The following is a 22,651-nucleotide window of genomic DNA, read 5'->3' on the forward strand; positions in this document are numbered from 1 at the left end:
GTCTTACAGGAGGTCATCCATGAACATTTTAATTCTTGGCGGTACCAAATTTCTAGGAAGAGCCCTAACGGAAGCAGCGCTGTCGAAGGGTCACGAAGTGACCTTGTTTCATCGTGGACATTACGATGCTCAAGCATTCCCACAGGTTCGACACATTCTGGGAGACCGGAATACCGATATTGCTAAACTCAAAGAGGGTAAGTGGGATGCGGTCATTGATACGAGTGGCTATCAGCCAGAGGCTGTTGCGACTTCGACGGAAATCCTAAAGCAATGTGCGAAGCACTACACGTTTATTTCCACTGTTTCTGCGTATGCGGACTTAAAGCAGCTGCATCTGGATGAATCTGCAACTGTGTTGCGAGTCGAAGATGCAGAAGATCCTGGGCAACGGTATGGGGCGCTTAAAGCAGAGTGTGAAAAGGTTGTCCAACAGGCATTTCCACAAGGAGCACTTATCATTCGTCCGGGACTAATCATAGGACCATATGACGCTTCTGACCGTTTCACGTACTGGCCAGCACGCTTGCAGCGAGGTGGGAATGTGCTAGTTCCGCTGCCGAAAGAACGCAGACTGCAATTCATTGATGTACGTGATCTCGCAGCATGGACATTGGATTTAATTGAACAAGGCGTAACGGGTACCATTCATGCCAGTGGAAGTGAGTATTCAATGGAAGAAGTTGTACAAGCTTGTATGTCCAGCTCCATAGAAACGACACTAACATGGGTGCCGGAATCATTCTTGGTCGAACAAGAAGTAGGCCCGTGGATGGAGCTGCCTCTTTGGCTGCCTAGCGACAGCTTGATTGGAATGCTGCAGCTTAACAACTCGAAAGCGTTCCAAGCCGGCTTAACAACAAGGCCGCTCGCAGAAACGGCAAGAGATACACTAGCGTGGGACCAAAGTCGTGACCCGGCGATTGCACGACTTGCTGGACTGAAGCCAGAGCGTGAGGAGCAACTATTACGGGATTGGAATGGACAAAAATAATTTGAGTTTTGTCCATACGCGGGCGAATAGCTGCAGGAATCTGAATATAATGGAAGAGTAAACTCTGAGAAAAAGAGGTGCTGTCTATGTACGATTCCACGGATATTCAAAGTAACAAGGGGATGGCTATTCTTGCGTACATTTTGTTCTTTGTCCCGTTAATCGCGGCGAAAGACTCCAAGTATGCTTGGTACCATGCCAATCAAGGACTTACTTTATTTCTAGCTTGGGTTATCGTTAACGTCGTACTCGGCATTATTCCGTTCATTGGCTGGTTCTTACAACCGATAGCTAACTTGGCTTTGGTCATTTTGGCCGTGTTAGGAATTGTTGCGGCCGCCCAAGGTCAAGTCAAACCGCTTCCGTTTATCGGCAGCTACACACTTCTGAAGTAGAACGTACATAATAGCAAGGGCTGACTATCGGTAGGTGAACTACCGTTAGTCAGCCCTTATTTGTTTGTTACCCAGGAGGGCACTTCAATCGCATGTTCATCGACGAACAAAGTGGGGGAATGACGCTGACTCTACCCGTGAGGGGAACTGATAATTCTAGAGAATATAGTCCATTTGAAATATGGATGCGAAACCCTCCGAATTGGAATGATAAGTGTACATCGGCAAGGAATGATACTACCCAGTGCATATTTGTCCAAATTTTGATCATCGTGTGAATAAAATATGAACAAAACCAGCTTTTTGTGTTATACTAGTTATAAAGCACTTACATTTAAGTCAGGAGTTGTGATGACAATGTCAAATAGAGCTGTATCCGCAAATCCAGTTGAGCGCGTTGAACGAGATGTGATGCCATTAGTGAAATTGATGACTTTTGCTGCTTGGGCGTTGCTTGCTATAGGTTTAGTTCTTAGCTTAGTTAGTTTAGAAAGCTTCAGTGATCGCAATACAACATTGATGGTGGGTATTGGTTTTATGGTGGGTAGTGTCTTCATTTATGTGATGCGGACAGCGATTCATTTGGTTCATTCTAGAAATGTTTCCAAAAGTGAATGAGAACGAGGGTTCGAAGGAATACTATGCAAGCCTTTCAAGTTTAATACTTGAAAGGCTTTTTGCTGTTCATATTTTTCCAGCAGAGTCAACAAACGTTCTGTGACATTTGTTTTACATTCCTACGTCGAACCTTTGACGTATTTGTTAAGTTGAGTTTGTTGATGATGTACTTTGCCCTACAAGATGATATGTTGATTACAGACAGGATTTGTTGATTGGGAGGTTAAAGGATGAAGAAGAGAAAGCTTATACAAGCAGGGATGCTCTTCATGATGGTCGCCATCATCGCAGTACTATCAGGCTGCAGCGATCAAGCTATGGTTTTGGACCCCAAAGGACCCGTAGGTGCGGAGCAAAGAGATTTAATAGTTATTGCGACTGTGTTATGTGGGATTATTCTTGTGCCCGTTCTTGCCCTCACGGCATGGATCGTATGGCGGTATCGCGATTCCAAAGGAAATAAAGCATCATACAAACCAAATTGGTCTCACAGCACTTCACTTGAGATTGTCTGGTGGGCTGTACCAATTATTATTATTGTCATGTTAGCTGTCGTTACCTTGAAATACACGTACGCTTTAGAACCTTCTAAGCCTTTGAAGTCGGACAAAGCTCCGATCACCATTCAAGTGACATCGCTCGACTGGAAATGGCTGTTTATGTATCCAGAGCAAGGGGTTGCAACCGTGAATTATTTGCAAATTCCTGAAGATACACCGATCAAGTTCGAGCTTACATCAGATGCACCGATGAATTCCTTCTGGATTCCACAGCTTGGCGGGCAAATTTATACTATGTCAGGTATGGCGATGACGCTCTACTTACAAGCGGATGAGATCGGACATTATTTCGGTACTGGAGCGAATTTCAGTGGGGAGCATTTCGCTGACATGACGTTTGACGTGAATGCGACATCGCGAGAGGACTTCGATGCGTTTATTGCGAAGACCAAGAAAGTACCTACGAAATTAACCAAGGAAGGCTATGATGAATTAGCGATGCCAGGTAAATCTGGTGTGAAATATTTCTCATCGATTCCAGAGGGGCTTTTCGGACAAATCGTGACGAAATATACGAATGGACAACCCGTCCATAACGGCCATGGGGCTAGTCATGAGGGTAAGGATACTAAGAAAGACAATGCCATGGACCATTCCCAAATGGATCATAGTCAAATGAATATGTCGAAGTAGATGATCATAGATCAAAGTTTCTTGAAAGGGAGATCTGCTCATGTGGGATAAAATAAAAGATTTTTCATCCGAGTTTTTCGTAACGGGCGATCCAATGATTCTGGGGGCCCAGGTTAGTATCGGGCTTTCGTTAGTAGCCATGGTATTCGTTCTTACTTTCTTCAGAAAATGGGGCTGGCTTTGGCGTGAATGGTTGACCAGTGTCGATCATAAGCGAATTGGCATCATGTACATCATTTGTTCGATTCTGATGCTATTCCGCGGCGGGGTAGATGCGCTTATGATGCGCTTACAGCTCGCCATTCCAGACAGTCAGTTCCTGCAGCCGGAACATTATAATCAAGTTTTCACAACGCATGGCGTTATCATGATTTTGTTCATGGCGATGCCGCTGATGTTCGGCTTGTTCAATATTGTTGTTCCTTTGCAAATCGGAGCGCGCGATGTCGCGTATCCGTTCTTAAATTCACTGAGCTTCTGGATGTTCTTCTGGGGAGCTATGCTATTCAACGTGTCCTTCGTTATTGGTGGTTCACCAGATGCGGGTTGGTTAAGCTATCCGCCGCTGTCTGAAATGTCGCATAGCCCAGGTGTGGGTCAGAACTTCTATATTTGGGGCATTCAAATTTCAGGTATCGGGAGTTTAGCAACGGGGATTAACTTTATCGTAACTATTTTGAAAATGCGTACGCCAGGCATGAAATTGATGAAAATGCCGATGTTTACATGGTCCGTATTTTCAAGCTGTATCATGATTATTTTCGCTTTTCCAATCTTAACCGTTACACTAGCCTTGCTATTCCTAGACCGCTTCCTGGGTGCGCATTTCTTCACATTGGACGGCGGCGGGAATCCAATGATGTACATCAACTTAATTTGGATGTGGGGTCACCCTGAGGTTTACATTGTCGTCATTCCAGCCTTCGGTATTTTCTCCGAAATCGTCTCAACCTTCTCGAAAAAGAAACTATTCGGTTATAAATCGATGGTGTTCGCGATGCTGATCATTAGCTTATTATCCTTCTTCACATGGGCGCATCACTTCTTCACGATGGGTTCAGGCGCAGATGTGAATGCCTTCTTCGCGATAAGTACAATGTTAATTGCGATACCAACCGGGGCAAAAGTATTTAACTGGCTCTTCACAATGTTCAGGGGTAAAATTCGCTTCACGACACCGATGCTGTGGACGATTGCATTTATTCCATGTTTCGTTGTCGGGGGGATGACAGGGGTTCTGTTATCCGTTGCTCCAGCTGATTTCCAGTTCCATAATAGTTACTTCTTGATTGCACATTTCCATCAAGTACTTATTGGCGGTGTAGCGTTTGGTTATTTCGCTGGTCTCTACTACTGGTGGCCGAAAATGTTCGGCTTTAAGCTCAATGAGCATTTGGGTAAATGGGCGTTCTGGGTTTGGAACATCGGTTTCTATGTATGTTTTATGCCGCAGTATTTCCTAGGTTTAGATGGGATGACACGTCGGACTTACACGTATGGCTGGGATATGGGCTGGGGGCCGCTCAATATGGTTTCCACAGTCGGTGGTTTCTTGATGGGACTTGGGTTTATATTCCAAGTATGGCAAATCGCGCATTCAATTAAGTTCAGAGAACAAGATGTTACTGGCGATCCATGGGATGCACGTACGTTGGAGTGGTCGATTCCTTCGCCGGCTCCGCTCTACAACTTTGCCGTGCTGCCTAAGGCTGATGTCGCTGATGCGTGGTGGGAAGAGAAGCAAGGTACGGTTACAAAACAACCAACGCCAACAACCTATGAACCCATTCATATGCCTAAGAACTCGTCAATTCCGTTTATCATTTCGGCTTTCTGGTTCTTCGCAGGCTTCGGATTCGTCTGGGATTGGATGTGGCTAACGATTCCATCCTTAATAGGTGTTGCCATCTGTATGATTGCTCGTTCCTTCAGCTATGATACGGATTACTATATTCCAGCGGATGAAGTGAAAGCGACGGAAGACGCGTGGAAAGGAGTGAAGGGGTAAATGGCACACACAGCTGCACACAGTGATCACCACCATGAACACGATCATGAACATGATCACGAATCGCTCAAAACGTTTGGATTTTGGATATTTCTAATCACAGACGTTATCTTATTCGGTTCTTTATTTGCCACATATATGGTCCTTCACCAAAATACGAATGGAGGACCCACACCCGAAGAGTTATTCAAGATGCCAGGTATCATAGCGGAGACCTTCATCTTGCTTACGAGCAGCTTCACTAGCGGGTTGGCTGTACTTGGCATGCACAAAGGGAATTTGAAGCAGCTGATCGGTTGGTTGATCGTGACTGTGATTCTAGGTGCATCATTCGTAGGTTTAGAACTCGCGGAATTCATTAATATGGTTAATCATGAAGGAGCAACGATCAGCACCAGCGCCTTCTTATCTGCCTTCTTCACGTTGGTAGGAACGCATGGTTTGCACGTCTCTGTTGGTTTAATCTGGATGATTGGTTTGATCTTTCAATTGAAACGCCGCGGTATCACAACGGTAACGAAACGTAAAGTGGCTATCATTTCACTGTACTGGCATTTCCTGGATGTAGTTTGGATCTTCGTATTTACAGTCGTCTATCTCATGGGGGTGATGTAAGTGAGCCAACCGCATACAGAAGCACATCACAATCATGAGTCTCATGGATCATTGAAATCGTATATTATCGGTTTTGCACTGTCGATCATTTTGACGATCATTCCACTTGTCGTCGTGATGAACCACATGCTGAACAAAACCGGGACATTAATCTTAATTTTACTCATGGCAGTTCTGCAATTCGGTGTGCAATTGTTCTTCTTCATGCATGTCAAAGAGGGCGAGAATGCACGATGGAACATCATGGCACTGCTCTTCGGCCTTGTTATATTAGTAACCATCGTAGGGGGTTCGATCTGGATTATGACATATAATACAGTGGCTCATTAAATCTTTAATGTAATTAATGAAAAGACGTTTTCGACCAAGAATGAATTGGTTGAGGGCGTCTTTTTTGCTCATTGGTGTTCATCGATCGTTCGGATACAAAAAGGGTTGTCTTTCCATTTATAGCGTGATACATTATGTATCAGAGATACTAACTGTATCATTCAACCAGTGAGACAAGCTAAATTTATGAACGGAGAGGAGCCAAATGATCCGACGAAACCAACGTTTCCGTAACCAACTCGATGATCACCTCGTCCATTTGCACAAGAATTTGTTCATTAGTCATGCTGATCCGCTCTATCATGAGAAGGTGATTCGATATTTGGATGCGAATTCGCCGGAAGCGCACTTTAATTTGGGGCAGAAATTTCGCGAGAAGGGGAATTGGAACCGAGCCCGTTTCCACTACAAGGAAGTGCTCAAGACTTATCCCTCGCCTTTCTATTCTGCTGCGAATCGTGCAATTCACATGCTGGATCAACAACAAGCTGCTCACGTTGCGCATCTAGAACAGACGTTGCCAGAGAAGCGAAAGCCATTATTACCTCCATTTATGAAAACGCTGTTGATCGTATTGCTGATACTCAATGTCCTGTTGGTTTTGTTCTTTGTGGGCGATCATTCGATCTCTCGGACGATATCCAAAATGAAAATTTGGGGAGTAGGCACTCAGGTCACCTATGAAACGGTGGACAAGCCCTTTATCCTTTACCTACCGCCTGATACGGCACGTTCCGACATCGAAAAGAAGCTTCATGCGCAAGCCTTGGTTCTAGCCAAAGAAATACCGAATGCGAATATTATGATTTATGGGATTGTGTCTGAAGATAATAAGGAAAAAGGGACAACCATGCTGCTGACCAATGAGGACGATATTAAGCGTGCTTTTGTCGTCGCTTCTTATCAACCAGAAGCTGATGCCCTCGTTCACATCCGATTTTTGAACGCAGAATTTGAAGAGCACCAACCGCTTAGCGCGATTGGTGCTAATTTAGTTCGAACTGCTCTGGAATCGTTTAAGAAGGATACAGGACATGCCCCTCCTCAAATAGATCAATTGCTGCAGGATTATCCGAGTAATTATTTGAGCTTCATCCCAACCGAAGCTGGGTCAGGCTCCAACACGATTGCAGAAGTCTACAATGGAGCTGGGGGATGGGTGTACGATCCCACAGCGCCTGATATCGCGCACATGTTCTATGCGAATACTTCTGGAGGAGCTGGAATTCCCTATGACCCCATCCATCTCGAGGTCGATAAAGGTAAGTATCGCTTGAAGCTCGTCAGCGGCCCGTATTTGCTATGGGAGAAAGATGTCGGACTCGGTTCGGCTGGGAGCACGCCAGAAGGCGAATTCCGGGTCGTAGACCGCGTACAACAGCCCAAGGGGAAGACAAATCAGAGCTATGGTGAGGCAGGCCTAGGACTAGGCGCAATCGCTTTACACGGGACATACGATGAGAGTTCCATCGGAGGAAATAAGTCATTGGGCTGTATTCGGCTAACCAATGCTGACATACAGCAAGTATTTCCTTTCGTTCCCAAAGGAGCAGAGGTACGAATTCTTTCCGTGGATCATACCGCTAAGCCATTAGGTCAGGTGAATCACACCTCAAGCCTCATCCCGGCAAGTTTGCCTAAGCATTCGGAAACCGCGGAACAGGTCGTTTTCCATTGGTTAGGCTAAAAAAGCAGCTGAAGCTTACCGAGAGAGTCTTCTCGTAAGTCTCAACTGCTTTTTATGTTTACGCTTTTGCCAATCGTTAACTACATTAAGTTCTCTGGATTCAGCTTCTCCAGCTCAGGAATGACGAAGCGGCCGTCCTTGCGAATGAGCACATCGTCGAAGTAAATTTCGCCGCCGCCATATTCAGGTCGTTGAATCAGGACCATATCCCAGTGAACGGAAGAACGATTGGTGTTATCCGCAGTTTCGTAGGCTTGACCAGGTGTAAAATGGATGCTGCCGTCAATTTTCTCATCAAACAAAATATCCTTCATCGGATGTTGAATGTAAGGGTTCACGCCAATCGCGAATTCGCCGATGAAGCGAGCGCCATCATCTGTATCCAGGATCTCGTTCAGCTTCTTGGTATCGTTGCTGGTCGCGTTAATAATGCGGCCGTTTTCGAAGGTTAACACAATGTTCTCGAAGGATGTGCCTGAATAGATGGTTGGCGTATTATAACTAATAACGCCATTCACAGAATCTTTCACAGGCGCAGTGTACACCTCGCCATCCGGGATGTTGCGACGTCCGGAACAAGGAACAGCTCCAATCCCTTTGATCGAGAAGCTGAGGTCCGTATTTTTGGCTACTAAACGTACGCGATCTGTGCGATTCATGAGGTCGACAAGGGATTCCATCGCCTTCGCCATTTTGCTGTAATCCAGGTTACATACATTAAAGTAGAAGTCCTCAAAGGCTTCTGTGCTTTTACCAGCCAGCTGCGCCATCGAAGGGTTCGGGTAGCGCATTACGACCCATTTGGTATTATTAATGCGCTCGTCGAAGATAGGACGCTGGAAGTACTTCAGGAATAATTTCATTTGCTCATCAGGCACATCGGATGATTCTGTAATGTTATCTCCGCTGCGAACAGCCACGTAAGCATCCATTTGTTTCATCCGAGCAAGCTCAATGTCAGACCAGGCACTGAATTGTGCTTGTGTGCCTTTCATTTGCAGGCTCCGCGTGATGGCAGGATCGCGCAATTCGATGAAAGGGTTACCCCCAGCGGCATACACTTCCTCAATTAAACATTTTGCCAACTCAGGATCTTTAACGCCAATCATTTCAATCAATATGTTCTCACCGGGCTGAAGACTCACGGAATATCGAATTATGTTTCGGGCAAAAGTTTGTAGTCTTGGATCTCTCATTCTGTAGGTCTCCCTTAATAAAAAATAGTTACTCCCAAATTATAGCGCAACGCGTTCACGTTATCCAATCGAGTCAATGGCTTCATGGAGATGGAAGGGGTATACTACTCATAGGAGTAAGAAATTTCAATATTTCAACTTAGTAATAACAACTAGAGGAGGTCGCTATGGCAAGAGATCAAATTAAGGTGCCTTTCGGGTATGAACCCCCAGCAGAAACACAGAAGGGAACCGTCTTGGTATTCGAAACGTTCGAAGACTGGACAGAGAATGAGATGCGCAGTTTTATTGCTTGGGCAGAGGAACGGAAATTCGTGCGAGTCATCTTTTATCCACAGCACGAGGAAACGCTTCGCAGGATGGATATTCGAGCGGAAATGCCTTATTATGCCCGTGTGAAGCATCTTGAACAGCTTCTGGAGGATGTAGAGACATCCCTTCAAGTAGAAGTGGATAAATGGGAAGGTAAGCGTAAGAAATACACGCCTTTAGATACGTCATTAAGCTTTCTGGCAGAGAAATCCCCCGGCCCTCACTTTATTTGCATGAGTGATCGTTATGCAAACCTATTCATTACATACCCATCCTTCAAGGAATGGATTAAAAAAGCAAGACTCGTCATATTTACGCATTTCCGTGTTCCCCTTCATGGCAAGCTAAATGAATATGCCGAGAGATGGGAAACGGTGGATTTCGGGAATGGTTCTTAAATTATTGCGCTCCAATTATCAATTAACGACATTAATAATGGTCATCATCGTGGCGGGAATGAGTCAAGGCATGCTCTTACCGCTGCTCACAATCTTGTTGGATCGATCAGGTGTTTCAACGGATACCAACGGGTTAAACGCGGCTGCACTTTATATTGGTATTTTCGGAACGATGTTCTTCATCGAGAGGCCCGTAAGAAGATATGGCTATAAACCGGTCATTATGATTGGGATGAGCTTAATTATTATCGCCAACTGCTTATTCCCAGTGTGGCAGCAGGTTGGCTTTTGGTTTGTGCTGAGACTGCTAGTGGGGATTGGCGATAGCGCCTTGCATTTTGCCACTCAGCTCTGGATCGTAGCCTCCAGTCCGAAGGAGAAGAGAGGACGGAATATCTCCCTCTACGGGATGGCGTATGGCGTTGGGTTTAGTTTGGGGCCATTGGGGATTACTTTGCTAAAAGCAGGGATTTGGATGCCATTTATGGTGACAAGCTGCTTCTTTCTATTGATTCTATTGCTTCTTACGAAGCTGAAGAACGAGAAGCCCGAGCGAGCCGAGCGAGCGGAAGCTGCACATAAACGGGTATCGACCGTTATTTCGCTAGCGTGGTTTCCGCTTATCACATCGTTGCTCTTTGGCTACATGGAAGCTGCGATGAACAGCAACTTTCCTCTTTATGGTCTTCGAATCGGTATTTCGGAGTCGACAATCGGCTTACTGCTCCCCGTAACGGGGATCGGAGGGCTCATAATGCAGCTTCCACTTGGAGTATGGAGTGATCGCGTAGGTCGAAAGCCAATCCTGATGGGGACAGCCATTGTAGGAGCTCTCGCATTCAGTTGTGTGCCCTTCGTAGGCACAAACCTATGGGGACTTGCGCTTTGTTTAGGCGTAGCGGGCGGCATGGTAGGCTCTTTCTTCTCGTTGGGCCTCGCGTATGCGGCGGATATTCTACCGCGTCATTTGCTGCCAACAGCTAATATTATTGCCTCGATCCAATATAGTGTAGGGAGTATTATCGGCCCCTTAGTTGGAGGGGTGGCTCTTCACTATTTAAGTGTGGTCAGCATTTTCTACTTTCTTGGCCTTGTCTACCTGTTGTTTGGGCTTTCAGGGTTCATCTTCAGAGCTCGCACAGCATGAAAAGAGCCACTTTCCTTGTTTAAAGGGAAGGTGGCTCTTCTCAATTTACCTATCCTAGCCGATTTCATAATTGGCCGCTTGATCCGTCATATAACGTTCTGTCAAAATCGTAAGCAGTGAGATACCGATTTGATTTTCTCCGCCCTCAGGAATGATGATGTCCGCATATTTCTTGGAGGGTTCGATGAACGCATCATGCATCGGCTTAACCGTCGTCAAATATTGATCGAAAACCGATTGCAAGGACCTGCCGCGTTCATTAATATCACGTGATAGACGACGGAGGACACGGACATCTGGATCCGTATCAACGAAAACTTTGATGTTCAATGCGCCGCGCAGCTCTTCATCTGTTAAAACGTGGATACCTTCAAGGAGCACAATGGGTTTAACATCAACGCGAATCGTTTCTTGCGAGCGTGCATGCGTGGTGAAATCGTAAACAGGAATGTCTACGGGCTGCCCATTTTTCAACATTTGCAAATGCTGAAGGAGCAATTTATTTTCAAATGCACGAGGATGATCATAATTAATACGTTCCCGCTCTTCGAAAGTTAGACCACTATGATGAAGATAATAATTATCTTGTGAAATTAAGGTCACATTCGTGGATCCGAGCTTTGTAATGATTGATCTAGCTACTGTTGTTTTACCTGAACCGGTACCACCGGCAATTCCAATCACGAGCATGTATGTAGTGCCTCCCCAAATAACTTGAAAACCTTCCTACGTAGTTTAACATAATGTGTGCATAAAAAGAAAAAGCGATCGAATATCGATCACTTTTGGGAGAGATAAGCTGTTATCGAATCTGCTTAGGCGTATGAAACTTCTCTTGATTGGCCTCGATATCCTGAGCGGCTTGGTTTAATTGCTCGAAGGTTTGCTTGATTTGCTGGCCGAACTGTTCATTTGCAAACTCGGCTAGTTGTCTTTGTGCTTGACTAACCTGCTGGTCTGCTTGAACAAGTGCGGCTTGTGCCGATTGGATGGCATGAGGATTAGCTTCCGTTATGGCGACTTGCAACTCATGCTGGGCGGCTTGTGCTTGAAGAATGGCATGATCAGCGGCGTCAATGGCATGCTGAACCGGTTGTTGATGCTGATTCGTTCCTGTCATGGGGGGAGGCCTCCTATGGGTTCATAATAAATAGGGAGAAGCTATGAAAACCGACTTTACTACATTGCGCCAAAACTGGGGAAATCATTCCGTTTCGGGAAATGAAATTATTTCCTGGGTAAGCGCAAAATGTGAGCGTTATCATGAAGATTCGACAACAATTGTCAGACAATTTTGAATAAAGTAACTATTCGGTGGAGCACTTGCATTCTGACACTTGTTTCCAAAATAAAAGTGGACAAATTCCTTGATTATTCTTAAGCTAGAGAGGATAGTTTTTTTGGCATGATTAGACAAAAAACATCTTCACGGAGGATGCATAATGAATAAGTTCAAAGGTTTTTATTTACTAACAGCATTAACAATCGTTATTTCAGGTTGCGGTACAGCTAAGACGACCACGTCCAAAACAACTTCTTATACACCAACTTTAGAAGTCACAACGACTGTGAAAGACGATACGGTGACCATTGATCTGACAACAGATCTCAAAATATCCAAGGAGCATTACGATCAACAACGTGTTCAAGGCGAAGGCCATGTTCATATGTCGTTGGACAAAGGTGAGAAGATTGTTGTTACAACTAAGCAAAAGGTATTGGATCATTTGAGCAAAGGGACGCATGAAGTGAAAGTCTCTCTACATAATAATGACCACACGCCATACGATGTTAGCAAAACAGTTACGTTTGATGTGAAGTAGGAGTGACCATGCCACTTCTTCAAAAGAAGCTCAGCTTGCAAAGACGCATTGTGTTACTCGTTACCATTGTTACGGTCGGAATGATTTCGACAATGATGGTGTTCGATACGATCAGTCTCAATCAATCGATTCGTGAAGCCTATGTGAGTCAAATAAGCGGCATGACAATTGCCATTAACGGGCGCTACGAAGAGTCAAGATCCATCTCAGATATTCAACAGATCTTTGATTACATTCAATATAAGAATAATCGTGTTCTGGATATGAAGCTGTATGACAAACAAGGGAAAGTGCTAGCGGCTTCGAATCGGAAGGAAATAGGAACGATACTTAACCCAACTAACCTTGTGATACCGAAGCAAGACAACACCATTGTTGACCGCATCCCCATGGCGGAGACTGACAAGCCAATCGTTCGATTGACTGCACCCCTGCAAGAAGATGGCGCTGTTGTTGGTGCTGTTGAGGTTATTTTTGACTCTTCAGAGGAAGAACTGCTGCTTAAACAAAGAACTAAGCTTATTGTGATTGTTGGTCTCAGCATTGCCATCATCTTATCCACGTTATTATGGCTCATTCTTCGAATTATTGTCATCCGTCCATTAAGCAAGTTGCGAGAAGCCGCTGTTATCGTAAAACAGGGCGGGGATTTGCCAAAGCTGCAATTCAAAGCGTCGCCAGAAATTGACGAGGTTTCGGAAGCCTTCAATGATATGGTTAGAAATTTGGATGAACGTTATCAGGAACTTGGGCAGGCATTGAATACCTTGCAAGTTACACAAAATCAGCTGGTTCATTCCGAGAAAATGGGTGCATTAGGCAATTTAGTTGCCGGCGTGTCGCATGAAATCAACACGCCCATTGGGATTGGTGTAACCGCAATTACCTATCTTGATCAGAAAACGAAACAGTTTCAATCTTTATATGAGTCAGGGAAAATGAAGAAGTCGGATTTGGAGCAATTTCTATCTATTACTCACGAGACGAATGCCATGGTTCATTCGAATTTGGAGCGCGCTTCCTCGTTGGTAAGGAGCTTCAAACAGATTTCCGTAGATCAAAGTGTAGAAATGAAGCGTACTTTTCTTTTGAAAGAATATGTCGAAGGTATTATTGCAAGCTTGAAGCCTGCACTAAAGAAAACACAGATTCACTTAGACGTATTCTGCGATGAGCATCTTCAGTTATATACATACCCAGGGGCATTGTCTCAAATCATTACGAATTTAGTGATGAACTCATTGAATCATGCTTATAAGGTTGAAGATGAAGGCAACTTATGTATCCGTGTTATTGATCATCCCGATCATATCCAGCTTGCTTATTCCGATGATGGCAAAGGGATGACGGAAGATGTGTTGGACCGAATTTTTGATCCGTTCTTCACCACTAGCCGCGGACAAGGCGGGACAGGTTTAGGGATGAATATCGTGTATAACCTCGTAAAAGAATCCTTAAATGGCACGATTCAATGTTCCAGTGTAATAGGACAAGGCAGCTTATTTATGATAACAATCCCCAAAGAGGAGGAAGCTGAGCTATGACGAAGGAAGTGGAGTCTATCGATGAGGATGAGCTTCTTTTTGCTGCAGAGGAAGACGATGAAGTTACGAGCCAAAGGTCAATGGAACCAGATCCATGGATCGTTCTTATTGTAGATGACGAGAAACAAATCCATCAAGTGACGAAAATGGTCCTTCAGGATTTCGAATTTGCTGGAAGGAAGTTGGAGTTTCATAGCGCATTCTCAGCGTTGGAAGCTAAGCAGCTATTGAGAGAGCAACCGCAAACAGCACTTGTTCTATTAGATGTTGTTATGGAATACGAAGATGCTGGCTTGCAAATCGTTAAATTTATTCGTGAAGAATTAAATAATCAAGCTGTACGCATTATTTTGCGCACGGGCCAGCCGGGACAAGCGCCTGAGCGAACGGTCATCATGGATTATGACATTAATGATTATAAGGAAAAGACGGAGCTGACATCGCAGAAGCTATTCACTACCGTAGTCACAGCACTGCGATCCTTTCGAGATATCAAAACGATTGAAAAAAGCAGAATCGGCTTAGAAGAAATTATTAAGTCGTCAGCGACTTTATTTGAATTGCAGTCGATGAAGAAATTTGCATCAGGTGTTTTGACCCAAATGACCTCCATCGTAAACTTACATAAGAACGCTATTCATTGCAGCTTCGCCGTGACCAAGGGTGTCGAGGATATTTATATTCTTGCGGCAAGCGGAGATTATGCAGCTAATCAAGATGCGAGAGCGCGTGATGTAGTTCCTGAGGATGTACTCGTGGAAATTGAACTTGCGTTTCAGACACGTAAAAGCAGCTTTTCAGCAGATCGTTTCGTCATCTATTTCCAGAGCAAAATGGGAATGGAGAACGTGATCTTCATGAATGGGTTCAATGCCCTTAGCGAATGGGAGCACTACCTCGTAGATATTTATTGCGCGAATGTGTCGGTTGCATTCGAAAATATTTATTTGAATAATGAGCTCGAAAGCACGCAGCAGGAAATCATTTATACCATGGGAGAGATCACAGAGACTCGTTCACAAGAGACAGGAAATCATGTGAAAAGAGTAGCTGAATATTCACGGTTGTTAGCTTTGAAGTATGGCTTGACGGAGCAGGAAGCTGAAATTATTCGGCTAGCCACGCCTATGCATGATGTAGGTAAGGTTGGGATACCTGATGCGATCTTGAATAAACCCGGCCCTCTGACCACCGAAGAATTCGAAATCATGAAAACTCATTCTAAATTAGGCTATGAAATGCTTAAACATTCGAATAAGAAAGTGCTGCACGCCGCGGCGATTATTGCCCATCAGCATCATGAACGATTTGATGGTACAGGTTATCCACAAGGGCTTAGTGGGGACAATATTCACCTGTATGGCCGAATAACAGCCTTAGCAGACGTATTTGATGCCCTCTGCAGCGATCGTGTTTATAAGAAGGCGTGGGAATTAGAGCGTGTGCTAGATTTATTGAAATCTGAAAGCGGTAAACATTTTGACCCCGTCATTGTAGATCTCTTCCTAAGCAATTTGGATGAATTTATGGTCATCAAAGAATTGTATAAAGAAAATCGTTAATCACCTTAAGGATTTCTGATGGCATAAGATCAGGATCACCTTCTCATACTACGGTTGAGATGATGGAGGTGAAAGCAATGCCAAAAGTTAATCGACCTGATAAAAAAAATAATCAACAAAATGCCGCTCACTTCACCGAAGAAGCGCAGACCCTTAAGAAACAAAAAGCGGACGATTTCCCGCCAAGCCTTAATAACATTAGTAAAAACAAATCTTAGTTCATCCACAGGCTTACAAACCCCTGTTCTTTTTCTGGAACAGGGGTTTTTGTCAATTCTAGGTAAGTTACCGGCAGCTGAGATTGAAAAGTTGACGTACACGTTAAATTTCGGCAAAAATACGGTTGAACTGGGATTTCCCTTAATTAGTCTTAGAAAGTAGGATGAAATCTTCGTCTTTGTCTCATTTTCGAAGAAAGAAGCCCGTTTCTTTTAATTTACAATTCCTGTATGCTAGAAAGGGGCTTGAGACAGACAGAAAGAAGGTGTCACCATGGAAGGAATTGGACTCGTACTGGAAGGCGGAGGTATGCGAGGCGTATACACCGCGGGAGTCTTGGAATACTTTATGGAACAGGATTTATATTTCCCCTATGTGGTGGGTGTTTCAGCGGGGGCATGCAATGCCGTTTCATATATATCTAAACAACCTGGGCGGAATAAAAAAGTAACAATCGGCTATATCGCGGATCACCGTTATTTAAGCTATCGTAATTTATTGCGCAGCAAAAGTATATTTGGTATGGACTTTATTTTTAATGAACTGCCGAACCGGCTAGTGCCATTTGACTATGACACGTTCTATGCCTCTTCCCAGCAATTTGCAATTGGTACAACAGATGCACATACAGGGGAGCCGATTTACTTCACGAAGCATGAACTGCAGCAACAAACCATGCCGATTGTTCAAGCTTCGAGCTCATTGCCATTTGTTGCTACGCCGATTCATTATGAGGGTAGAACCTTATTTGATGGCGGATTGGTTGATCCGATCCCTGTTCAGAAATCCGTCGCTGACGGCAATAAAAAGCATATTATTGTATTGACGAAGGAGCTTGGTTACCGCAAACGACCCTTAAACAAAACGCAGCGTTGGTTGGCAAAGAGCTTTTATCCGAAATATAATGGCTTAGTGGATGTGCTTGCCAATCGCAGTGAGATTTACAATAACACCTTACAAACAATTGAACGCATGGAAGCAGAGGGAAGTGCGATCATTATCCGACCATCAACCAAAGTGGAAGTTGGAAGGATGGAGAAAGATCCGCGCAAGCTGGAGAAATTGCATGACCTTGGGTATGAGGATGCGAAGAGGCTTGGAGCGCAGTTAAAAGATTGGTTAATCCACTAGGAGGTTGAAAGTAGTGAGCGAAGGGAAGCAAAAAGTTAAGCCATTTTTGATGTTTGAGGGTAAGGCTGAGGAAGCAATGAATTTCTATACCTCGCTATTTGATCAATCTGAGATCGTTAGTATTCAGCGCTATGGTCCCGAAGGACCTGGACCTGAAGGAAGTGTTGTGAAAGCGACCTTCTCTATTCATGGGCAACAAATTATGTGTAGTGACAGTCCAGTAAAGCACGCTTTTACCTTTACACCTTCGATATCCTTGTTTGTGACTTGCGATACAGTGGAGGAAATTGAGCGCGTATTTGAAACGCTATCACAAGATGGCAAAGTCTATATGGGCTTAGATGCATACCCTTTTAGTGAAAGATTCGGTTGGGTAGGCGATCGTTTCGGTGTAACTTGGCAGTTGAGTCTTGTTAGATAGGTTTGCAATTTGTCGAAACATGCGGTATCGTAGAAGTTAACCAAATAAGAACCCACGGGAGCTTGAGAAGTCAGGCTGAGATTGTGACCGTCTTTGTCACTAACCGTTTATCTGATCTGGGTAATGCCAGCGTAGAGATCTCATATAAATGCACATCCAACGATATTCTCGTTTGGACATATCATTTTCTACACATGGCGCTCCCGGATAACGGGGGCTTTTTCTTATGGGTACATAGAGAAAAGAGGAGAGGGAAACAAGGTATGAAATGGAACAAAATAGCACCACTTGTATTTGTCAGCTTTACAGTATTTATGGCGGGCTGCGGCAGCGATGACGCGAAGTCTGTTCAACCAACGAACGGAGCCAAAAAGCTAACCGACGTGAAGGTTGTCCTAGACTGGACGCCAAATACGAACCATACGGGGCTGTATGTCGCGAAGGATCAAGGTTTTTTTGAGCAAGAGGGTTTAAACGTTCAGATTATTGCGCCAGGTGAAGGCGGAGCAGATACGATGATCGCTTCTGGTGCAGCAGAGTTTGGTGTGAGCTATCAAGAAAGCATTACGCAAGGCCGAATTCAAGGTGTGCCGTTAGTCTCGATTGCAGCAGTTATTCAACATAATACATCTGGCTTTGCTTCACCCATTGCCAAGAACATTAATACACCTAAGGATTTCGAGAATAAATCCTACGGCGGCTGGGGAGCTCCTTCTGAAAGTGCCATGATTGATTCGTTGATGCAATCCGAGAAAGCAGATCCAAAGAAAGTGAAAATGGTCAATATCGGCGATGCAGACTACTTCACAGCGGTCAAACGCGATATCGATTTCGCTTGGATTTACTACGCTTGGACAGGTGTCGATGCAGAACTTCGCGGTGAGCCGCTCAACATGATTTATTTAAACAAGTATTCGGATAAACTGGATTATTATACACCGGTTCTGGCGACAAATGAGAAGATGATCTCATCGAAGCCAGAAATCGTTAAAGCTTTCGTAGCTGCGGCGGCGAAAGGCTATCAATTCGCGATCTCGAAGCCTGAAGATGCGGCTAATATTCTGATTAAAGCTGTCCCTGATCTGGATCCTAAGCTGGTCGTTGCCAGTCAAAAATGGCTAAGCCCACGCTACCAAGACGACGCAGTACGTTGGGGTGAGCAGAAGAAATCCGTGTGGGAAAATTATGCGACATGGATGCTGGACCACAAGCTGTTGGAGAAAAAGCTGGATGTAGATGCGGCATTTACGAATACATTTTTACCTGAAAGTAAGAAATAATTCCATATCCGAAGAGGAGAATTCCAATAATGGCTAATGCACTTGTCAGTATTCAAATTATTCCCAAAACTGTGAATGGCGAAGATGTAATCCCCTATGTAGACCGAGCAATCGAAGTGATCGCGAAGTCTGGAGTTAAATATTTCGTATCGCCTCTGGAGACGACAATGGAAGGCGAGTTGGATCAGCTCTTATTGATTATCCAAGATATGAATACTGCGATGATTGAGATGGGCAGCCCGAACGTCATTTCTCAAGTGAAAATTTACTTCAATCCGTCCGGAGCCTCGATGGACAAGTTGACGGAGAAATACAGATAATGAACATCCATCGCTGGATCAAAGCAGGATGGCCGCCACTCGTGGTAGTCATCCTTCTGTTGTTTATTTGGCAGCTTGCTGTCACGTGGGGAGGAACTGCCGATTGGCTGCTTCCGAGTCCACTCAAAATATGGCGGGACGGTACGACAGATATGCCGCGTGTGTGGATGCATACTTGGGCAACAGTCCGTTTAATGTGCATTGGTTTTAGTGTGGGAGCCGTTGGCGGTGTTCTCGTTGCCAGTGTATTGCATAGACTCCCGTTCGTTAAAGCGGGCTTCTATCCACTGCTCATCCTGTCTCAAAATATCCCTGTCATCGCGCTAGGTCCGTTGTTAATTATTTTATTTGGTTTTGGCCTTTTACCTAAAATGATATTGATTTCACTTGTCTGTTTCTTTCCTGTGACGATGTCAACGCTAGATGGCTTTATGCAGACTGATCGCAGCATGTACAACTACATGCAAATGATTGGTGCTTCGAAACGCCAAATCTTCTATAAATTAGAGCTGCCACACGCGCTGCCATTCCTGTTTACAGGACTCAAAATATCAGCTACTTACAGTGTCATGGGTGCTGTCATCGCTGAATGGTTAGGCGGAAATGTGGGGCTCGGCTATTATATGATTTTACAAAAATCAGCCTTCCGAGCAGATCGTGAATTCGTCGCCATCGGGATCATCGTGATCCTGAGCTTACTCTTTTTCTGGTTAATTGCAGGGATAGAGAAGCTGGTCATCCGTTGGAACGTCAAACGTTCTTCGTAGGAGAGGGGGAGCTGTGTTCATGAGTAAATTAAAACTTGCAGGGATTGGGCACGTTTTCCCGAGCAAAAAAGGGCAGGTATCCGTGCTTGCCGATATCCATCTGCATGTCGAGCAAGGGGAGTTCGTATCTATCATTGGACCCTCAGGCAGTGGCAAAAGTACCTTATTTCATATTATTGGCGGACTCGTACAGCCGACTTCTGGAGAAGTTTGGCTAGATGGCGAGAAGGTGACAGGGAAAAAGGGGTTAATTTCTTACATGCCGCAGCAGCCGGCCTTATTCCCCTGGCGCTCCATTGAGGAAAATGTGGCGCTTGGGCAGGAGGTGGCAGGGGAGTCGCGCAGTTCGGCGATAGCCAAAGCCAGAGAATGGCTGCCCAAAGTCGGCTTAAGTGGTTATGAACGAGAGCTCCCTCATGTGCTTTCAGGAGGGATGCAGCAGCGGGTTTCATTTCTGCGAGCGTTGTTAAGCCCGCAGGAGCTCATGTGCTTAGACGAGCCATTTGGCTCTTTAGATGCATTAACACGGCAGGATATGCAAGCGTGGTTACTTAACATTTGGGAGCAAAATAAACGCTCTATTCTATTTGTAACGCATAGTATTGAGGAAGCGCTCTTTCTTTCGGACCGCATCTATGTGCTTTCGAATAAGCCTGCTAGTGTTTTGGAAGAGTTGAAGGTTCCATTTGCAAGACCACGCCAGGAAGCTGTTCTGCAGGAACCGGCGTTTCTAGCACTTAGGCAGCATATCCAAGGACTTCTGCGACGGGAGAAAACAAATGATGCTAGCCATTGATGCACACATTCATCTCGATATGTATTCGGAAGAGTCAGCACAGTCGATCCTAGAGGATTTGGAAGCGTCTCAGGTACAGGCATTGATCGCGGTGTCCAGACATCTTGAGTCTTGTAAGGACACGAAGCGATTGCAGTTACTGGCGCCAAACCGAGTCTTTGCGGCTTACGGGTTTCATCCAGAGCAGGAACTTCCAACAGAAGAACAGATGGAGGCATTAATCAGCTGGATGAGTGAACATGCAAGCGAAATGGTCGCAGTTGGCGAAATTGGACTGCCATATTACACACGACTAGAAACGGAAGCAGTGGGGCAGGTGTTCAACTTAACGCCTTACATTCATCTGCTGGAGAGATTCTTAGAGCTAGCTGCTGAATGGGGTAAGCCCGTTGTACTTCATGCGGTGTATGAGGATGCCGGTATCGTATGTGACCTGCTAGCGAAATATGAGATCAAGCAAGCGCATTTTCACTGGTTCAAGGGTTCGGACGAAACAGTCGAACGTATGATAAACGCTGGTTATTTTATATCGATCACGCCAGATGTCTGCTATGAGGATGAAATAAGAGCGCTTGTTCGTAAATATCCCTTAGCACTCATGATGGTTGAAACAGATGGTCCTTGGCCGTTTGAGGGGCCCTTCGCAGGTGAAGAAACGCATCCTCGCATGATCCATGCCGTTGTTGAGCAAATTGCCGAGTTGAAAGGCTTGTCCTCAGAGGAAACGGCTTCCATCTTACTGACTAACACCCGCAGCTTTTATCAGTTGTCATAACCATGACTTCGCTAAATCCAACTGGACAAGTGTTCGTCATCGCTTTATAATGAAATAGAACGCATGTTCGATATTTGGGTGAGGTGGAAGAATAACATGACAAACCGTTGCGGTTGGGTGAATGAAGACCCTTTATATCAAGATTACCATGACCATGAATGGGGCGTTCCCGTACATGATGATCGCGTCTTGTTTGAGATGCTGAATTTGGAAGGCGCTCAAGCGGGTTTAAGCTGGTATACAATTCTGAAGAAGCGGGACAACTATCGGGAAGCGTTCGATGGCTTTGATCCGCACATTATCGTGAATTATGATGAGGCGAAGCTGCAGGATTTGCTCCAAAATCCCGGCATCGTGCGCAATCGCTTGAAAATTGCTTCCGTTGTCCAGAACGCGAAGGCCTTTCTTAAGGTTCAACAAGAGTTTGGTACGTTCGACGCGTACATCTGGAGCTTCGTAGGTGGAGAACCGATCAAGAATCAGTGGGAAGACAGTCGTCAACTGCCTGCCAAAACAGACATCTCAGATCGCATGAGCAAGGATTTAAAGAAGCGCGGATTCAAATTTGTTGGGTCAACGATTTGTTATGCCTATATGCAAGCAGTAGGTATGGTGAATGATCACACGCAAACATGTTTCCGTTATCAGAACGAATAGCGTGCAGGAAAACATAAGGCCATCTGATGGGACAAATTGTCCGAGTCAGATGGCCTTATTGTGCTTCAATTGGCATGTTGGAGTTGCTTTTCAATTAAATTGGCTTTGATCATATAAATCCGTTTGCGGATGTAGAAATCATAGACAGCACCCGTAAGTTCTTTGGGTTTAATGCGGTTGTTCGTGTCGTTATCTATGATTGTAACCGACCCATCATCATAAAACTTGAACGTGTAGTCGGCATAATAGGAGTGAGCTTCATCAAGCAAGGCATCGATCTGTTCAGGAAGAAGATGGTCAGTGTCACACAATGCCTTCTGGTACCAATAATCTCTCTCGATAAAACGGAAATTGTGACTGGGGTTCATCATGTTAACGACCTCCTCATCTAATTGGAACATTTGTTCTTGTTTTCATTATAGCAAACAAGTGTTCGTAATGGAAGAGGAATCTTTGAAAAAAG

Annotated in this window: 26 protein-coding genes; 22 read left to right on the forward strand and 4 right to left on the reverse strand. The window is 44.8% G+C overall.

Annotation, left to right across the window (positions count from 1 at the left end):
* Positions 1 to 19: 19 nt before the first annotated feature.
* The 8 genes from AC58QO_RS13850 (at position 20) to AC58QO_RS13885 (ending at position 7,840) form a co-directional block, all read left to right on the forward strand.
* Entirely contained in the window at positions 20 to 994 is a 975-nt protein-coding gene (locus AC58QO_RS13850) for an NAD-dependent epimerase/dehydratase family protein (protein WP_497266307.1), read from the forward strand.
* Positions 995 to 1,080: 86 nt separating this feature from the next.
* Complete coding sequence (locus tag AC58QO_RS13855; protein ID WP_497266309.1) at positions 1,081 to 1,389, forward strand: DUF4870 domain-containing protein; 309 nt, start codon at positions 1,081 to 1,083, stop codon at positions 1,387 to 1,389.
* A gap of 357 nt (positions 1,390 to 1,746) precedes the next feature.
* A complete protein-coding gene (locus tag AC58QO_RS13860) occupies positions 1,747 to 2,007 on the forward strand; it encodes a hypothetical protein (RefSeq protein WP_497266311.1) in 261 nt (86 codons plus the stop codon).
* A 230-nt stretch (positions 2,008 to 2,237) separates the two neighbouring features.
* Positions 2,238 to 3,200, forward strand: coding sequence for a ubiquinol oxidase subunit II (cyoA, locus tag AC58QO_RS13865; protein WP_497266313.1), 963 nt, complete (start codon positions 2,238 to 2,240; stop codon positions 3,198 to 3,200).
* Between the two features lie 40 nt (positions 3,201 to 3,240).
* Positions 3,241 to 5,208, forward strand: coding sequence for a cbb3-type cytochrome c oxidase subunit I (locus AC58QO_RS13870; RefSeq protein ID WP_497266315.1), 1,968 nt, complete (start codon positions 3,241 to 3,243; stop codon positions 5,206 to 5,208).
* Positions 5,209 to 5,823, forward strand: a complete 615-nt coding sequence (cyoC, locus tag AC58QO_RS13875; protein ID WP_497266317.1) for a cytochrome o ubiquinol oxidase subunit III — start codon at positions 5,209 to 5,211, stop codon at positions 5,821 to 5,823.
* The gene (gene cyoD / locus AC58QO_RS13880; RefSeq protein WP_497266319.1) at positions 5,824 to 6,153 is read left to right on the forward strand and encodes a cytochrome o ubiquinol oxidase subunit IV; all 330 of its coding nucleotides are present in this window, start codon (positions 5,824 to 5,826) and stop codon (positions 6,151 to 6,153) included. It begins immediately after the preceding gene.
* 205 nt (positions 6,154 to 6,358) lie between these two features.
* Positions 6,359 to 7,840 (forward strand): L,D-transpeptidase family protein, encoded by a 1,482-nt coding sequence (locus AC58QO_RS13885; RefSeq protein WP_497266321.1) that lies wholly within the window; start codon positions 6,359 to 6,361, stop codon positions 7,838 to 7,840.
* Positions 7,841 to 7,920: 80 nt separating this feature from the next.
* Here the strand turns inward: AC58QO_RS13885 and AC58QO_RS13890 are convergent, their stop codons facing one another.
* Positions 7,921 to 9,036 carry an aminopeptidase gene (locus tag AC58QO_RS13890; protein WP_497266323.1) on the reverse strand — a complete coding sequence of 372 codons (1,116 nt, stop codon included), beginning with the start codon at positions 9,034 to 9,036 and terminating at the stop codon, positions 7,921 to 7,923.
* A gap of 167 nt (positions 9,037 to 9,203) precedes the next feature.
* Here AC58QO_RS13890 and AC58QO_RS13895 point away from each other — a divergent pair, with 167 nt between their 5' ends.
* Complete coding sequence (locus tag AC58QO_RS13895; RefSeq protein ID WP_497266325.1) at positions 9,204 to 9,746, forward strand: hypothetical protein; 543 nt, start codon at positions 9,204 to 9,206, stop codon at positions 9,744 to 9,746.
* Positions 9,736 to 10,893 (forward strand): MFS transporter, encoded by a 1,158-nt coding sequence (locus tag AC58QO_RS13900; protein WP_497266327.1) that lies wholly within the window; start codon positions 9,736 to 9,738, stop codon positions 10,891 to 10,893. Before AC58QO_RS13895 ends, AC58QO_RS13900 begins: the two co-directional genes overlap by 11 nt.
* 54 nt (positions 10,894 to 10,947) lie before the next feature.
* Here the strand turns inward: AC58QO_RS13900 and udk are convergent, their stop codons facing one another.
* Both udk and AC58QO_RS13910 read right to left on the reverse strand, forming a co-directional pair.
* Entirely contained in the window at positions 10,948 to 11,583 is a 636-nt protein-coding gene (udk, locus tag AC58QO_RS13905) for a uridine kinase (RefSeq protein WP_497266329.1), read from the reverse strand.
* A gap of 112 nt (positions 11,584 to 11,695) precedes the next feature.
* Positions 11,696 to 12,013, reverse strand: coding sequence for a hypothetical protein (locus tag AC58QO_RS13910; protein WP_497266331.1), 318 nt, complete (start codon positions 12,011 to 12,013; stop codon positions 11,696 to 11,698).
* A 322-nt stretch (positions 12,014 to 12,335) separates the two neighbouring features.
* Here AC58QO_RS13910 and AC58QO_RS13915 point away from each other — a divergent pair, with 322 nt between their 5' ends.
* The 12 genes from AC58QO_RS13915 (at position 12,336) to AC58QO_RS13970 (ending at position 22,188) form a co-directional block, all read left to right on the forward strand.
* Positions 12,336 to 12,716, forward strand: coding sequence for a hypothetical protein (locus tag AC58QO_RS13915; protein WP_497266333.1), 381 nt, complete (start codon positions 12,336 to 12,338; stop codon positions 12,714 to 12,716).
* A gap of 8 nt (positions 12,717 to 12,724) precedes the next feature.
* The gene (locus AC58QO_RS13920; protein WP_497266335.1) at positions 12,725 to 14,260 is read left to right on the forward strand and encodes a sensor histidine kinase; all 1,536 of its coding nucleotides are present in this window, start codon (positions 12,725 to 12,727) and stop codon (positions 14,258 to 14,260) included.
* On the forward strand, positions 14,257 to 15,822 hold the full coding sequence (locus tag AC58QO_RS13925) for a DUF3369 domain-containing protein (protein WP_497266337.1): 1,566 nt from the start codon (positions 14,257 to 14,259) through the stop codon (positions 15,820 to 15,822). The genes AC58QO_RS13920 and AC58QO_RS13925 overlap by 4 nt, the downstream gene beginning before the upstream one ends.
* Before the next feature lie 77 nt (positions 15,823 to 15,899).
* Entirely contained in the window at positions 15,900 to 16,040 is a 141-nt protein-coding gene (locus AC58QO_RS13930; RefSeq protein ID WP_164483575.1) for a hypothetical protein, read from the forward strand.
* 274 nt (positions 16,041 to 16,314) lie between these two features.
* On the forward strand, positions 16,315 to 17,172 hold the full coding sequence (locus AC58QO_RS13935; RefSeq protein ID WP_497266339.1) for a patatin-like phospholipase family protein: 858 nt from the start codon (positions 16,315 to 16,317) through the stop codon (positions 17,170 to 17,172).
* Between the two features lie 13 nt (positions 17,173 to 17,185).
* Positions 17,186 to 17,593: a VOC family protein gene (locus AC58QO_RS13940; protein WP_497266341.1), complete on the forward strand. Its 408-nt coding sequence runs from the start codon at positions 17,186 to 17,188 to the stop codon at positions 17,591 to 17,593.
* Between the two features lie 263 nt (positions 17,594 to 17,856).
* On the forward strand, positions 17,857 to 18,873 hold the full coding sequence (locus AC58QO_RS13945; RefSeq protein WP_497266343.1) for an ABC transporter substrate-binding protein: 1,017 nt from the start codon (positions 17,857 to 17,859) through the stop codon (positions 18,871 to 18,873).
* Between the two features lie 29 nt (positions 18,874 to 18,902).
* The gene (locus tag AC58QO_RS13950) at positions 18,903 to 19,193 is read left to right on the forward strand and encodes a thiamine-binding protein (RefSeq protein ID WP_173109389.1); all 291 of its coding nucleotides are present in this window, start codon (positions 18,903 to 18,905) and stop codon (positions 19,191 to 19,193) included.
* Positions 19,193 to 19,960: an ABC transporter permease gene (locus AC58QO_RS13955; RefSeq protein WP_497266346.1), complete on the forward strand. Its 768-nt coding sequence runs from the start codon at positions 19,193 to 19,195 to the stop codon at positions 19,958 to 19,960. Before AC58QO_RS13950 ends, AC58QO_RS13955 begins: the two co-directional genes overlap by 1 nt.
* 19 nt (positions 19,961 to 19,979) lie before the next feature.
* Entirely contained in the window at positions 19,980 to 20,756 is a 777-nt protein-coding gene (locus tag AC58QO_RS13960) for an ABC transporter ATP-binding protein (protein WP_497266348.1), read from the forward strand.
* Positions 20,740 to 21,531 carry a TatD family hydrolase gene (locus AC58QO_RS13965; protein WP_497266350.1) on the forward strand — a complete coding sequence of 264 codons (792 nt, stop codon included), beginning with the start codon at positions 20,740 to 20,742 and terminating at the stop codon, positions 21,529 to 21,531. Before AC58QO_RS13960 ends, AC58QO_RS13965 begins: the two co-directional genes overlap by 17 nt.
* A gap of 96 nt (positions 21,532 to 21,627) precedes the next feature.
* Positions 21,628 to 22,188 (forward strand): DNA-3-methyladenine glycosylase I, encoded by a 561-nt coding sequence (locus AC58QO_RS13970; protein ID WP_497266352.1) that lies wholly within the window; start codon positions 21,628 to 21,630, stop codon positions 22,186 to 22,188.
* Between the two features lie 65 nt (positions 22,189 to 22,253).
* Here the strand turns inward: AC58QO_RS13970 and AC58QO_RS13975 are convergent, their stop codons facing one another.
* Entirely contained in the window at positions 22,254 to 22,559 is a 306-nt protein-coding gene (locus AC58QO_RS13975) for a hypothetical protein (protein WP_497266354.1), read from the reverse strand.
* Positions 22,560 to 22,651: the final 92 nt, after the last annotated feature.

It is taken from the genome of Paenibacillus sp. J31R30 (assembly GCF_059692115.1).